Here is a 13,037-nt window from a genome sequence, read left to right on the forward strand (position 1 = left end):
TATCTGCTGAGCAAATTCATCGTTGATTGGCCCAAAGTCAGTATATTCGCGGAACAATAATACTGGATCAATTATGTGATAGAGATCAAATAAAACTGATTGAAAACAACTGCTTTGCAAGCTGTTGTCGTGAATTGTCAATAAAATTGGCGTTGATGGTCAATATCTGTTCAGGGAAGTTTTCTATAGTAAAGAAGCTGAAGATAGCGGCAGAACTTCTGCCTACATCGAAGGTGATTCTGTTGAAATATGTACGTTTTAATGCCAAGCGCTGTAGCAATTCTTGGTTTATAGGGAGTCTTCAAGACTCCTTTTTTTTATCTTCATTTTTTATTTGTTTTGCTTTGCCGCATAAAAAAAGAGTGTATGGCTACACTCTTTTCAGTTCTGAAATTTTTGAGCCAATGGGCTTAAAGGCGCATTTCAATACCTTGTGCCGCCAAGTATTGCTTGGCTTCCGGAATGGTGTGCTGACCAAAGTGGAAAATTGAGGCCGCCAGAACTGCATCGGCGCCGCCTTGTAAAATTCCGTCTGCCAGATGCTGTAAATTGCCAACACCGCCAGAAGCAATGGTTGGAATATTGACGTGGTCATTAATGGTTCGCATTAGTGCCAGGTCATAACCGGCTTTGGTACCATCGGCATCCATAGAGGTAATTAGCAGTTCACCCGCGCCGTAATCAGCCATTTTCACGGCCCATTCAATTGCATCAATCCCGGTCGGTTTGCGGCCACCGTGGGTGAAAATTTCCCATTTGTTGTCGCCGGTTTTTTTGGCATCAATCGCCACCACAATACATTGTGCGCCAAAACGTTGTGAGGCTTCCTGCACAAATTCCGGATTAAACACCGCAGCCGAGTTAATGCTGACCTTGTCGGCACCGGCATTCAGTAATAAACGGATATCTTCGACTTTACGCACGCCGCCGCCCACAGTCAGTGGAACAAACACGGTTTCTGCCATACGCTCAACGGTACGGTAGGTGGTGTCACGGCCATGATGGGTAGCGGTAATATCTAAAAAGGTGATTTCATCAGCGCCCTGTTCGTTATAACGACGCGCCACTTCAACCGGATCACCTGCATCACGAATATCCAGAAATTGCACACCTTTCACCACGCGGCCGTTATCTACGTCTAGGCAAGGAATAATACGTTTAGCAAGCATAATTTTTTCCAGTCATTTCAGCTGATTATGAAACTCACCCACACAAGCGCTACACCTTGGCAGATGGACACGCTATTCTATCAAACTTATGTAAGATTTTTCGCAGGTTTTCTATGTCGGTTTATACGCCTTTGACTTTAAAGGAAGTTCAGGATTTTGCAGCCCCTTATGGACTTGAGGTGGTCGATCTGATTCCGATTCAAGGCGGTATTCAAAATACCAATTACTTTTTGGTGGCTCAGGACGGTACACACTATGTGTTGACCGTGTTTGAAGACATGGATGAACAGGCAGCCGGTGAACTGGTGCCGGTACTGGAACATTTGGGTCAGGCAGGTCTGGCTGTGGCGGTGCCGCTCAGTTATGCTGGCAAGGCCATCCACTCGATTAAACAGAAACCGGCCCAGATTGCGCCGCGTTTAATCGGCGAGCATCCAATGCCGGCCAGCATCGCTCAGGTGGAAGCCATTGCCGTGGCACAGGCCAAAATGCATGTGGCCTTAAAAGATTTTCCTTTAAAACGCGCTTTTGTCCGCGATCATGCGTACTGGCTGGCGGTATCCCAGGAAATTAAACCCAGCTTGAGCGAGGCCGATAAAGTCCTGCTCAGCAAATTGCTGGGACTGTATGAAGCGCTTACCGCGATTTATCCGGACCGTCCAAAAGGGTTTATCCATTCTGATTTATTCCGCGATAATACCCTGTTTGAAGGCGATCAGCTGCAGGGCATTCTGGATTTTTACGAGCTGAATCAGGATGAATGGCTGTTTGATATTGCCATTACCTTAAATGACTTCTGTACTGAGTATCCGCAGGTCAGCCTGAATGAAGACAAAGCCATGGCCTTTTTAAAAGCCTATGACCGCATTCGTCCTTTAACCGAAGATGAAAAAGCCTGTCTGGAGCTGTATCTGGCAATGGCTGCTGGCCGTTTCTGGATGATGCGTTTACAGGTGGCACAAAAAAATGCTTTGCAAGGACGCAGCGGTGACGCAATTTTGCAGAAAAATCCGCTCGAGATGCGTAATATGTTGATTGAGCGCTTAAAGTTCGTCACAGCTTAAATATAAAGGGTAGGGAAATGCGCGATCAGGGCCGGTTAATTGAATGGTTTGATGACAAGGGCTATGGCTTTATTCAGCCCAATGATCCGGACAAAGACCACGTATTTTTGCATATCAAGGATTTTGCCCGTCCGGGGCCGCGCCCGATTGTCGGTTGTGCACTGGATTATCAGGTCATTCTAGATGAACGCGGCCGCTATCGGGCCCAGCAGGTGGTGTATTTAAAAGCCTCACAGGTCAAGCCGCGTGCTGATGTGGTGAGCAAGCCGCGGCAGCGTCCTGCGGCCAAACGTCCGGCCATGCAAATCCTGTGTGTGGCTTATATTCTCGTGCTGGCAGTACTGACCCTGACCGGCTTATTGCACGGCTTGCTGCTGTTATTGATTAGCCTGATGAATGCACTCAGCTATTGGCTGTATGCACAAGACAAGGAAGCGGCCCAACTCGGTCACCGCCGGATTCCGGAACAGAGCCTGCATCTGGTTTCGGCTCTGGGGGGCTGGCCGGCGGCCTGGCTGGCACAGGAAAAAATGCGACATAAAACACAAAAACAACCTTTTCGTAAAATTTATTTTTGTACAATCGGCTTAAACATTCTTTTGATTTTATGGTTTATTTCTCCTTTTAATCTGTTGACGCTCTGAGCATAGCGGGGCGGGGAGTGCAGGACAACAATATGAATACTTCCATTGACCGTGACCCGAATCGTAGTCTGACTTTTATTCTGTACCTTCTGTATATCGTGGCGATTTTTAGTGCCGGCTTGCTGGCAATCGTCGCGCTAATCATCAATTATGTAAAACGCGGCGCGGTACGCGGTTCGATTTTTGAAAGCCACTTTACTTGGCAAATTCGCAGCTTCTGGTGGTATCTATTCTGGAATATTGTGGCCTTTGTGCCGTTCTTTTTTATTTTCTTTATTGATGAAGACCCGAACCGCTTTGCCCAGGTCATTTTTGGTGCTTCGGCCTTCTGTCTGGCGGTGATTGGCCTGTCTTGGCTGTGGATTGTCTATCGGGCTATTCGCGGTATTATGCGCCTGAATGATAATGAGCCGATGTATTCTTAATTGCTTAAATGATCAGACCGATCTTCCTAAAATTTAGTCCGGAAGATCGCTCGCTGATGGCGTGTGCTGCTGTTTCTGACGCAGAAATTTCGGTTTCCATTCACTGATAATCACGCCCAGCACCACCAGAAAACCACCGACCAAAGCCATAAACGGTAAACGCTCGCCGGCCAGACGGCCAAACAGCGAAGCCCATACCGGTTCTCCGGCATAAATAATTGCCGCCTGTGCCGGGCTGACTGCGCGCTGCGCCCAGTTCATCACCAGCTGAACCAAGGCACTGGCCAGCCCCAAACCGCCAGCCAAGAGTAGCAACATCCAGGAAAATTGCGGCAGTTGCTGCTCACCGACCAGTGGCATGGCAAGAAAGGCAAACAGGGAGGCGAACAGCAGTTGAATCACCGTGACCCGTTGCAGATTAACCCGTCCGGCAAAATGGCTGATCAGGATAATTTCCAGTGCAATCGCAATGGCGCCGAGCAGGGTAATCAGCTGACCAAAACTCAGCTGTAGCTGCCCCAAACCATTGCCGGTCAGTAAAACCAGCCCGATAAAGGCACAGCTTGCGCCCAGCCAGATCATGATGTGCAGCCGTTTCCGGAACAGCAGCCACAGCAAGATCGGCACCAGCGGCACATATAACGCGGTTAAAAATGCCGATTCGCTACTGCTGATGGTCTGCAGCCCCACGGTTTGCGTACCATAACCGACAGTCAGGCTGACCCCAATTAATGCACCGGCCCAGAGTTCTTTGACTTGCATACCGCGTAAATGCGGCAGTGAAATCAGCGCGACCGCCAGTGCAGCGGCGGCAAAGCGGCAGCCGACAAAAAACATCGGGCTGGCATAATTCAGCGCCAGCTTGACTGCCACAAAAGTACCGCCCCAGAGCATGGTAATCATGATCAGGGCCAGTTGCGGCGCTTTGCTGTTAAGTGTGGTTTTAAGGTTCACAGGGGCATCAGACATGGCAGATCAGCGAGTATTCAAAAAAGACATCAACCCGGTGAGGGCATAAAAAAAGAGGCCCGAAGACCTCTTTCTGACAGCAGCACTTAGAGGGCTTGCTCATCCAGCAGCAATTGCGCTTCACGCAAATTCAGGCTGCCTTCATAAATGGCACGACCGGTAATCGCGCCTAAAATGCCTGGCTGGCCTTTTAAGTTACGGACATCATCCAGATTGGTCACGCCACCAGAAGCAATCACTGGTAAACCGGAATATTGCGCCAGATTCACAGTCTGCTCGACGTTTACCCCTTGCATCATGCCGTCACGGGCAATGTCGGTATACACAATGCTGGAGACACCGGCATCGGCAAAACGTTTGGCCAGATCGGTGGCTTTCACTTCAGTCACGTTGGCCCAGCCATCGGTCGCGACCATGCCATTCATGGCATCAATGCCCACAATGATATGCCCGGCGAATTTTTTGCAGGCTTCTTCGACAAATTCTGGCTCTTGAACGGCTTTGGTGCCAATAATCACAAAAGACACGCCTGCATCGAGGTAATGTTCAATGGTTTCAAACGAGCGAATACCGCCACCAATCTGAATTGGCAGGTCTGGCTGTGCTTTGGCAATGGCCTCGACCACCGGTTTATGGATTGGGGTACCTGCAAAAGCGCCATTTAAGTCGACCAGATGCAAGCGACGCGCACCTTCATTGACCCAATGCTGTGCAGTGGCCACCGGATCATCAGAAAATACGGTATCGTCTTCCATACGACCTTGTTTTAAACGGACACATTTTCCATCTTTCAGGTCAATTGCAGGGATGATCAGCATGCTTTCGCTCCTTGCTTCATCGGTTAAATTTCTTGCCGCCCATCTTAGCAATAAACGAAAATTTTCTAAATGCTATATTTGCATGCAAAAATAAAAACAGCCTGTGCTGTGTCAGGCGGTCAACAAAGGTTCGATGAAGAAAATCCGGCTGTCTGTGCAGCTTGATCTTCAAAGCGGTTTAGGGCGGGGTTTTAGATGGCCGGATTCTGAGTTTGAGCGAGGTATTGGGAATCTGTTTCGGCAACAGGCCCAAACGCAACAATTCTTCAAAAACCAGTACCGGGGCATAAGCATCGGCGGCGGCATATTCCATTTGTGCTGTGCTTAATACCGGATTGGCCCAGTTCGAGGTACTGAGCCGTTTGCTTTTGGGAAAATAGACCTGAAACAGCAGCGCCATGGCATGTTTTAATCCGACCGGGTTTTTAAAGCCAAAGCTGTGAAAGCATTTGGACAGTTCCAGCACACTGTTCAGTTCTACGCCTTTTTTGCGAAATAGATGGGCATCATTTTTCAGGCCAAAGCCGACTTTAATCTGGTCACGGTTGGCGAAGATTGGCTTAAGAAAGTTCCAGATTTCCTCATTCATCTGAAATAGATAGGCCCGATCTAGTGTGGCCAGCTGAATCAGGTGCGGGCCATCCGACACTTCGCCACTTTTAAAAATCGGTTTAGATTCCGAATCAAAGCCGAGTACCGCTGCAATATTCAGTTCATGCGCATAGTGCTGACATTCGGCCAGCGTTTGAATCAGATGAATTTTAGAGGGTGGCAGACTTTGAAAGCGCGGCAGCTGTTCCAGCTGGCTGGAAGAGGGCATATGGGATGATGTTGAAGATAAGCTCATGCCATCTTTTCCTTGGGCTGGCGATAAAAATAAGGCCTGAATTGTCAGGCCTTATTTTAAGCAAGCGGGACCTTTTAGGCCAGTACTGCACCAAAAATGGCGAAAGCAAATAGCAGCACCAACAGAATAATATAAATCCAGGCCAGCGCCGCTTCCCAGCCAGCCGTAGCACGTGGTGGACCATAGCTGTTAACACGTTGGTCACCCGGGGCGAAAAACAGATACAGCATCAGCAACAGGTTGGCCACTGGAACCAGCATCAGTAACGATAGCCAGCCGGTATGGTTACGGTCATGCAGACGGCGGATGGTGAAAATAAACATCAGATATAACACCCCCAGATAAATCAGTGCGCCCAGCACCAGTGGGGTGAGCGGAATGCCGCCAGCAGGATCAATATTCATCAGCCCGGGAAAGAGCAGGGTCAAAACCAGAAAAACCGGAATCATTAACAGTGCAATCAGGCAGTTCCAGGCCAGATAGGAGAAACGTCCAAAACGCCCCGCCGCGCTGAGTGCCGAATCTTGTGTCGTGATGTGTTGGGTATGAGTGGTGCTATGCATCTTTGAATTACCTGTTTTATTTTTATTGAGTTGTATAAAAAGCAGTCAAATATTACTAAAAATTGCTTAAAAAAGAAAGAAATAAAAAATAGCTAAAAACAAAGCCGGGACGAACCCGGCTTTATACATCTTGCACAATAGAAGAAGTGATTTAAATCTTCCAGTCGACAAAGTTCTTTAACAGTTGCAGACCGGCAGTATGACTTTTTTCCGGGTGGAACTGGGTCGCGAACAGGTTGTCTTTGTGCAGGGCGGTACAGAATTGCAGACCATAGTCACAGGTCGCTGCCACAATCGCGCTGTCTTTCGGCTCGACATAGAAGCTGTGCACGAAATAGAAACGCGCATCCTGTTCAATGTTGTTCCACATTGGATGGCTCGGGTCAGCCTGATGCACCTGGTTCCAGCCCATGTGTGGCACTTTTAGACCTTCAACGTCCGGGAAGCGTTTTACCACCCCTTCAAAAATACCCAGTGCATCGGCACCGCCATTTTCTTCGGAATGTTGCATCAGCGCCTGCATACCCACACAAATGGCCAGTACCGGTTTATTAAACACCGCCTGACGCACGACCTCATCGATCCCGGCTTCATGCATGCCTTGCATACAGTCGCGCATGGCGCCGACACCCGGAAACACGATTTTATCGGCCTGGGCAATCAGTTTCGGGTCATTGGTGACATCCACCGTAGCACCGACGTGTTCCAAAGCTTTGGCGGCAGAGTGCAAATTCCCCATGCCATAATCAAGAAGGGCAATACGGGTCATTACAGGGTACCTTTGGTCGATGCCACAGTATTGGCAGCACGTGGATCAATTTCACAGGCCATACGCAGTGCGCGCGCAAATGCTTTAAACACACTTTCAATCTGGTGGTGGCTGTTTTTGCCTTTCAGGTTGTCGATGTGTACGGTCATTAGCGAGTGGTTCACAAAGCCCTGGAAGAATTCAGAGAATAAATCGACATCAAAACGGCCAATGGTGGCGCGGGTAAATGGTACATCCATAAACAGGCCCGGACGACCAGATAAATCAACCACGGCACGGCTTAAAGATTCATCGAGTGGGGCATAGAAGTGACCATAACGCTTTAAGCCTTTTTTATCGCCCAGTGCCTGTGCAAAGGCCTGACCCAGGGTAATACCACAGTCTTCTACGGTATGGTGGTCATCAATTTCCAGATCGCCATCACAATGAATATCAATATCAAACAAACCGTGTCGCTTGATTTGATCAATCATATGGTCTAAAAATGGAATACCAGTGTTGAGTGTGCCTTGACCGGTACCGTCGAGGTTTAAACGAACTCGAATTTTGGTTTCGTTAGTGTTTCTTACCACTTCACTGATACGCTCTGTCATGGACACGTTCCTCAAAAAACGTTAAAAATGATGGATGTAAAAATGTTTCGCTGCGACGAAGTCCCAGCATATTAGATTGCTCAGGAGGGTTAATCAATGCCTATTACCGTACATGCTTATACTTCACTGGAAAATGATGAAGTGCGCAGCCAGCTTGAGCGACTGTATGACACCAGTCCGGAGTTTGGTGATGGCCAGGATGCGGTAGAGCAACTCGAGCAACATCTGAACCAGTATACCCTACTTTATACCGCAGAATTTAATACAAAATTAATTGGTGCAATTTGGTGTACCGGGCAGGGCGAAAGCAGGACCCTGGAATATATTGTGGTGCATCCGGCCAATCGTGGTCGTGGTGTGGCCGAGCGTCTGGTCAGTGAAGTCTGCCGCATGGAAGAAGCCAAAGGCGTGAATCAGTTTGAACCGGGCTGTGGCGCAATTCACCGTTGTCTGGCACATCTGGACAAGCTCTAAGCGAGTTAAAATGAAATTCAAGAGAGGCTAATCGCCTCTCTTTTTTTATCTGCTGGCCTGCAAATGGCTGGAATCGCGGGCGTTTCACTTAAAAAATAAGCAGACAGCGTACAAAATGCTGTAAAAGTAAACAAATACTTGAATTTATGCAAAAGCTGCTTGACGGCACCGGGCGGAGATTGTTTAATACGCGTCATCGGCGTGATAGCTCAGTTGGTAGAGCAACGGATTGAAAATCCGTGTGTCCCCAGTTCGATCCTGGGTCTCGCCACCATATTCAAACGTTTAAACGTTTTCAATCCCTGATCCAATCAGGGATTTTTTTTGGGTAAAAAATACTCGATTAAATAAAAATGTCATGATTTATATTGACTAATTTCCCCAGATGCGGCTTAATACACGGCATCGGCGTGATAGCTCAGTTGGTAGAGCAACGGATTGAAAATCCGTGTGTCCCCAGTTCGATCCTGGGTCTCGCCACCATATTCAAAAAGCCCCTGCATTGCAGGGGCTTTTTTTTTATGGCATTTAAAAATGGCAGCATGATCTTTCATCGTTCATCGTTCATCGTTCATCTTCAAGATTCACTGGGTCTGATCAGATCGGGAACACAGTTACGCTAATAACAGCTCAATAACACGAATCCTGCTGAATAAGATTGCATTCTGGCGCTTAATAGAGAGACATGTTTCATTACTGTTCAGGAGGCCGTGTATGACGCGCTTTCAGATGTTCTCCTCGACTGTAATGATTATGCTGGGAATCGGCTCAACGTCGGTCTGGGCGCAACCCGAGCGTCTAGCAACGCTTCAGGTCATGGCAGAACCTGAACTACGTCAGGAAGTGGGCTTTATTCCGTATCAGGAAGATCGTGCAAAGCGTAAGGCATTACAGCATCGGATCATGCAAATTCAGCAGGACACTCAAAACCGGGTCATTGACCCGGACCCGCCTGTCCTGATTACCATGCCGGCCAAAGAACCGGTCAATATGGATCACCTTTCTCCGGCGTTGCAGCAGCATATTCTGGCGATTGCCGCCGGTTTGCAGTCGGATAACCCGTTACGTGGCTTGGAAACCCTGCTGGCGCCATTTCGTGGCCCGGATGGACAGATCCAGCTTGATTTACCCAATATCTCTTTAGGCGTGGTCGATTATGAGATGAATCTGGGCAATAGCTTGTTCCCCGATATCAGCTCACAGTTACGCAACCCGACCCGATAATAGATGACGTGATAGGGGAAACTATCCAACCATAAAAAAACGCTCCAGAGGAGCGTTTTTTTAGATCTGATTCAGGCCGAGATTAAGCCGTTTTTACCGCTGCTTCTTGGGCCAGCATGTGACCATTTTCTTCGAAGTTGCTGTGCCAAGCCAACGCTTCACGTAACAGGTGAGGAGTGTGGCCGCCTTTTGCACATGCGCGGTCGAAGTAGTCGTTTAATGCATCACGGTACATTGGGTGTGCACAGTTGTCGATAATCGCACGAGCGCGCTCACGCGGTGCCAGACCACGAAGATCGGCAAGACCCTGTTCAGTCACCAGAATGTCAACGTCGTGTTCTGCATGGTCAATGTGCGATGCAAATGGAACAACAGATGAAATGTCACCGCCTTTGGCAATAGACTTGGTCACGAAGATGGCCAGGTGAGCGTTACGCGCGAAGTCACCTGAACCACCAATACCGTTCATCATTTTGGTACCGCATACGTGAGTGGAGTTCACGTTACCGTAGATATCGAACTCAAGCGCAGTGTTGATGCCGATAATACCTAAACGACGTACTAGTTCCGGATGGTTTGAAATTTCCTGTGGACGCAGAACCAGTTTGTCTTTGTACTGTTCCAGGTTGTTAAATACTTTTTCGCCGTATTTCGCAGACAGGGTAATAGATGAACCTGAAGCGAACTTCATTTTACCGGCATCAATCAGTTCGAAAGTACAGTCTTGCAGTACTTCTGAGTACATGATCAGGTCTTCGAAGTTTGATTCTTTCAAGCCGGTCAATACTGCGTTAGCGATTGAACCAATACCTGCTTGTAAAGGACCGAGGTTTTTCGGTAAACGGTCTTCAGCTACTTCTTTTTCAAAGAATGCGATCAAGTGGTTGGCAATTGATTGAGTCTCGTCATCTGGTGCAGTGACAGTTGATGGAGAGTCATGTAATTCGCTGTTAAATACGATACCAACGATTTTTGCAGGATCGATGTTAATTGCTTGAGTACCGATACGCTCGTCAACTTTGGTCAATGGAATTGGTTGACGGGTTGGACGATAGGTCGGGATATAAATGTCGTGTAAGCCTTCAAATGCCGGGCTTAAGTTGGTGTTAATTTCAACAATGACTTTTTCAGCAAAAATTGCAAAGCTTGCAGAGTTACCTACAGAAGTGGTTGGCACGATGCCGCCATCTTCAGTAATTGCAACGGCTTCAATTACCGCTACATCTGGCTTTTTCAGCTGCTGGTTACGCATTTGCTCAACTGTTTCAGACAAGTGCTGATCGATGAACATGACTTCGCCTTTGTTGATGGCTTTACGTAAAGTGTTATCCACTTGGAAAGGCAGACGACGTGCCAGTACACCGGCTTCAGTCAGTTGTTTGTCGAGATCGTTCCCTAAGCTCGCACCAGTAATTAATGTAATTTTTAGAGGATTCGCTTGTGCTTGTTTCACTAAAGCCAAAGGAACAGCTTTCGCTTCACCGGCACGTGTAAAGCCACTCATACCAACAGTCATACCGTCTTGGATGAATTGAGCAGCTTGCTCCGCACTCATAACCTTGTCATGTAGGGAAGCTAAACGGATGCGATCTAGGGACATGGTTTACTCTCGTTTGAAAAATCAGAACTGATGGCGATTGTACCCATCAAAAAAGCCATTTTGCATACCTGTTAGGCTAAGGTCTAATTTTTTCAAAAAATGCAGGTATAAATATATTTGATGCTTTTTATCTTGTTGAAAATTCAATAATAAAAATTAAAAGCCAAATCTTTACCAAGAACTGATTGATCAATGTTTAAGCATGATTTAGAAATGTTCTGTAATACTTTGCTTAATTTTTTCTAGAGTGCTGCTGTTGTTTTTTTCATCATCTGGCTGTTCGGGCAGCGGTAAAGAGATGATGACTTCGAGTCCACCTTGCTCGCGATTGCGAATAATCAGCTCGCCTTGGTGAATATCGACAATCCGTTTCACAATGGCCAGACCTAAACCGCTGCCTTGGACGGTACGTGCAGCATTCCCACGCACAAAAGGCTGCATTAAAGATTCAATCTGATCTTCAGGAATGCCTTCCCCATGATCGGCCACACTAATGCAGATAAACTGTTCCTGTACCTTGGCAGATAGCTCAATCGGTTCGGTGCCATAACGCTTGGCATTGTTAATCAGGTTGCCAATTAAACGTTTCAGCGACAGGCTACGTGCCTGCAAAATCGGTAATTCTTCCGGGCTAAAGCGAATGTCCAGCGGTTTAAACTGGATCACCAGTTCCTGTAACAAGGCATTTAAATCGGTATCTTGCAGTTCTTCATCCGAGCCATCACGCATATAGGAAATGAACTGGTCCAAAATGGCGTCCATATCTTCGACATCGTAAATCAGGCCTTCTTTTAAAAAGTCTTCATCCGGCATCATTTCTGCACTCAGGCGAATCCGGGTCAGGGGTGTGCGCAGGTCATGCGAAATTCCGGCCAGCATAATCCGGCGGTCGCGCTCGGTCTGCTCCAGGGTAAAAATCATCTGGTTAAAGGCCTGGTTCACCTGACGGATTTCTAGCGGCCCGTGGTTGGTTTCCAGATAAGGCGCTTTACCGGTTTGACTATAGGTATTGGCGGCTTCCTGCAAACGGCGTAATGGCCGGTTTAGCTGACGCACTAGGGTCAGAATAATAATGGCAGACAGCAGTGGAATGCCGAGCAGCCAGCCAAACACCAGTTCCGGGCTGTAGTTGGCATAGGTTTTTAATGGTTCACGAACCCAGTGGCCGTTCATTTCCGGCGTTTGAATCCAGATACGTGGGCTGGGCTTGAACTGGAAATACACGGTTACATCATCGGCTTTGAGTTCATTGGCCAGTTTTTTCTCGATTTGTCGGGTAAAGAATTCGGCAATAACCTTGTCACGGACATTTGGATATTCCTTGGGATCGGTAATGTATTCAATCCCGACCCGGTTTTTTAGCCAGGCATCCACATCGACTTCGGCATCATTATGGAAAATCCGTAATTCCGGATTGTTCAGAATTTCCAGTTCAACCGCCAGATAACGGGCATGTTGCTGGATTTCCGGCAGATACAGGGTGCGCCAAAAGAACCACAGGGACATAAACAGACTGAAAATCACCACAAACAACACCAGCACGGTGGTCCGCATGGCAGCCGAGCGCGGTTTGATTTTATCCAGAAAGCGTTCCCACGGCGTGCGTTTGCGTTCTGAATAGGTTTCAAAGTCGGTAAAGTCTTGTGGATCGATGGGGTCGAGTTTCACAATGAGTCCTTTTTAAAAAGGGAAAGTTCTCCCCCAAAATTGGATACGCGTTAGGTCATCCGCAACTGTTTGAGGCAGGACTCAAGTAAATTACTTATGTTTCTGCGAAATATTGGTTGAAATGACGGAATTTGCCGAGTTTTGCGGATGACAATGGTTTTGCTTACTTTTGCCGAAACAAAAGTAAGGCGAACCGCAGGTTGTATCCCA

General features: G+C 47.7%; 14 protein-coding genes and 2 tRNA genes. 7 read left to right on the forward strand and 9 right to left on the reverse strand.

What is annotated here, in order from left to right; all coding sequences use genetic code 11:
* Positions 1 to 410 precede the first annotated feature (410 nt).
* On the reverse strand, positions 411 to 1,172 hold the full coding sequence (hisF, locus tag FTU50_RS10980; RefSeq protein ID WP_303113667.1) for an imidazole glycerol phosphate synthase subunit HisF: 762 nt from the start codon (positions 1,170 to 1,172) through the stop codon (positions 411 to 413).
* A 110-nt stretch (positions 1,173 to 1,282) separates the two neighbouring features.
* Between hisF and FTU50_RS10985 the strand changes: the two genes are divergently transcribed.
* From FTU50_RS10985 to FTU50_RS10995, 3 genes are read left to right on the forward strand one after another with little or no spacing between them, the layout of a single operon-like run.
* Positions 1,283 to 2,233, forward strand: coding sequence for a homoserine kinase (locus tag FTU50_RS10985; protein WP_005180603.1), 951 nt, complete (start codon positions 1,283 to 1,285; stop codon positions 2,231 to 2,233).
* A gap of 17 nt (positions 2,234 to 2,250) precedes the next feature.
* The gene (locus FTU50_RS10990; protein ID WP_163170452.1) at positions 2,251 to 2,877 is read left to right on the forward strand and encodes a DUF1294 domain-containing protein; all 627 of its coding nucleotides are present in this window, start codon (positions 2,251 to 2,253) and stop codon (positions 2,875 to 2,877) included.
* Positions 2,878 to 2,909: 32 nt separating this feature from the next.
* Complete coding sequence (locus tag FTU50_RS10995; protein ID WP_005180599.1) at positions 2,910 to 3,302, forward strand: hypothetical protein; 393 nt, start codon at positions 2,910 to 2,912, stop codon at positions 3,300 to 3,302.
* A 33-nt stretch (positions 3,303 to 3,335) separates the two neighbouring features.
* Here the strand turns inward: FTU50_RS10995 and FTU50_RS11000 are convergent, their stop codons facing one another.
* The 6 genes from FTU50_RS11000 to hisB form a co-directional block, all read right to left on the reverse strand.
* Complete coding sequence (locus FTU50_RS11000) at positions 3,336 to 4,271, reverse strand: DMT family transporter (RefSeq protein ID WP_168383896.1); 936 nt, start codon at positions 4,269 to 4,271, stop codon at positions 3,336 to 3,338.
* 86 nt (positions 4,272 to 4,357) lie between these two features.
* On the reverse strand, positions 4,358 to 5,089 hold the full coding sequence (gene hisA / locus FTU50_RS11005; RefSeq protein ID WP_075167328.1) for a 1-(5-phosphoribosyl)-5-[(5-phosphoribosylamino)methylideneamino]imidazole-4-carboxamide isomerase: 732 nt from the start codon (positions 5,087 to 5,089) through the stop codon (positions 4,358 to 4,360).
* A gap of 178 nt (positions 5,090 to 5,267) precedes the next feature.
* Positions 5,268 to 5,936 (reverse strand): 3'-5' exonuclease, encoded by a 669-nt coding sequence (locus FTU50_RS11010; protein ID WP_168408671.1) that lies wholly within the window; start codon positions 5,934 to 5,936, stop codon positions 5,268 to 5,270.
* 74 nt (positions 5,937 to 6,010) lie between these two features.
* The gene (locus tag FTU50_RS11015; RefSeq protein WP_016658424.1) at positions 6,011 to 6,499 is read right to left on the reverse strand and encodes a DUF805 domain-containing protein; all 489 of its coding nucleotides are present in this window, start codon (positions 6,497 to 6,499) and stop codon (positions 6,011 to 6,013) included.
* A 151-nt stretch (positions 6,500 to 6,650) separates the two neighbouring features.
* Positions 6,651 to 7,268: an imidazole glycerol phosphate synthase subunit HisH gene (hisH, locus tag FTU50_RS11020; RefSeq protein ID WP_160232268.1), complete on the reverse strand. Its 618-nt coding sequence runs from the start codon at positions 7,266 to 7,268 to the stop codon at positions 6,651 to 6,653.
* Positions 7,268 to 7,861 carry an imidazoleglycerol-phosphate dehydratase HisB gene (hisB, locus tag FTU50_RS11025; RefSeq protein WP_005180581.1) on the reverse strand — a complete coding sequence of 198 codons (594 nt, stop codon included), beginning with the start codon at positions 7,859 to 7,861 and terminating at the stop codon, positions 7,268 to 7,270. Before hisB ends, hisH begins: the two co-directional genes overlap by 1 nt.
* A gap of 96 nt (positions 7,862 to 7,957) precedes the next feature.
* Here hisB and FTU50_RS11030 point away from each other — a divergent pair, with 96 nt between their 5' ends.
* From FTU50_RS11030 to FTU50_RS11045, 4 genes are all read left to right on the forward strand, one after another.
* On the forward strand, positions 7,958 to 8,335 hold the full coding sequence (locus tag FTU50_RS11030) for a GNAT family N-acetyltransferase (protein WP_016658426.1): 378 nt from the start codon (positions 7,958 to 7,960) through the stop codon (positions 8,333 to 8,335).
* A gap of 198 nt (positions 8,336 to 8,533) precedes the next feature.
* Positions 8,534 to 8,609: transfer RNA gene (locus FTU50_RS11035), tRNA-Phe, on the forward strand.
* Between the two features lie 133 nt (positions 8,610 to 8,742).
* Positions 8,743 to 8,818: transfer RNA gene (locus FTU50_RS11040), tRNA-Phe, on the forward strand.
* A 231-nt stretch (positions 8,819 to 9,049) separates the two neighbouring features.
* A complete protein-coding gene (locus FTU50_RS11045; protein ID WP_104483905.1) occupies positions 9,050 to 9,559 on the forward strand; it encodes a hypothetical protein in 510 nt (169 codons plus the stop codon).
* An 82-nt stretch (positions 9,560 to 9,641) separates the two neighbouring features.
* Here the strand turns inward: FTU50_RS11045 and FTU50_RS11050 are convergent, their stop codons facing one another.
* Both FTU50_RS11050 and FTU50_RS11055 read right to left on the reverse strand, forming a co-directional pair.
* Positions 9,642 to 11,159, reverse strand: a complete 1,518-nt coding sequence (locus FTU50_RS11050; protein ID WP_005180567.1) for an acetyl-CoA hydrolase/transferase family protein — start codon at positions 11,157 to 11,159, stop codon at positions 9,642 to 9,644.
* Between the two features lie 207 nt (positions 11,160 to 11,366).
* Positions 11,367 to 12,827, reverse strand: coding sequence for an ATP-binding protein (locus FTU50_RS11055; RefSeq protein ID WP_075167846.1), 1,461 nt, complete (start codon positions 12,825 to 12,827; stop codon positions 11,367 to 11,369).
* Positions 12,828 to 13,037 lie beyond the last annotated feature (210 nt).

This window comes from Acinetobacter sp. YH12112 (assembly GCF_013418945.1).
Classification (GTDB): Bacteria; Pseudomonadota; Gammaproteobacteria; order Pseudomonadales; family Moraxellaceae; genus Acinetobacter; species Acinetobacter indicus.

Coding starts and splice junctions, on each gene's coding strand:
- FTU50_RS10995 (WP_005180599.1), top strand. CDS start 2,910: ATGAATACTTCCATTGACCGTGACCCGAATCGTAGTCTGACTTTTATT.
- FTU50_RS10985 (WP_005180603.1), top strand. CDS start 1,283: ATGTCGGTTTATACGCCTTTGACTTTAAAGGAAGTTCAGGATTTTGCA.
- FTU50_RS11030 (WP_016658426.1), top strand. CDS start 7,958: ATGCCTATTACCGTACATGCTTATACTTCACTGGAAAATGATGAAGTG.
- FTU50_RS10990 (WP_163170452.1), top strand. CDS start 2,251: ATGCGCGATCAGGGCCGGTTAATTGAATGGTTTGATGACAAGGGCTAT.
- FTU50_RS11000 (WP_168383896.1), bottom strand. CDS start 4,271: ATGTCTGATGCCCCTGTGAACCTTAAAACCACACTTAACAGCAAAGCG.
- hisB (WP_005180581.1), bottom strand. CDS start 7,861: ATGACAGAGCGTATCAGTGAAGTGGTAAGAAACACTAACGAAACCAAA.
- FTU50_RS11050 (WP_005180567.1), bottom strand. CDS start 11,159: ATGTCCCTAGATCGCATCCGTTTAGCTTCCCTACATGACAAGGTTATG.
- FTU50_RS11045 (WP_104483905.1), top strand. CDS start 9,050: ATGACGCGCTTTCAGATGTTCTCCTCGACTGTAATGATTATGCTGGGA.
- hisA (WP_075167328.1), bottom strand. CDS start 5,089: ATGCTGATCATCCCTGCAATTGACCTGAAAGATGGAAAATGTGTCCGT.
- FTU50_RS11010 (WP_168408671.1), bottom strand. CDS start 5,936: ATGAGCTTATCTTCAACATCATCCCATATGCCCTCTTCCAGCCAGCTG.
- FTU50_RS11015 (WP_016658424.1), bottom strand. CDS start 6,499: ATGCATAGCACCACTCATACCCAACACATCACGACACAAGATTCGGCA.
- hisH (WP_160232268.1), bottom strand. CDS start 7,268: ATGACCCGTATTGCCCTTCTTGATTATGGCATGGGGAATTTGCACTCT.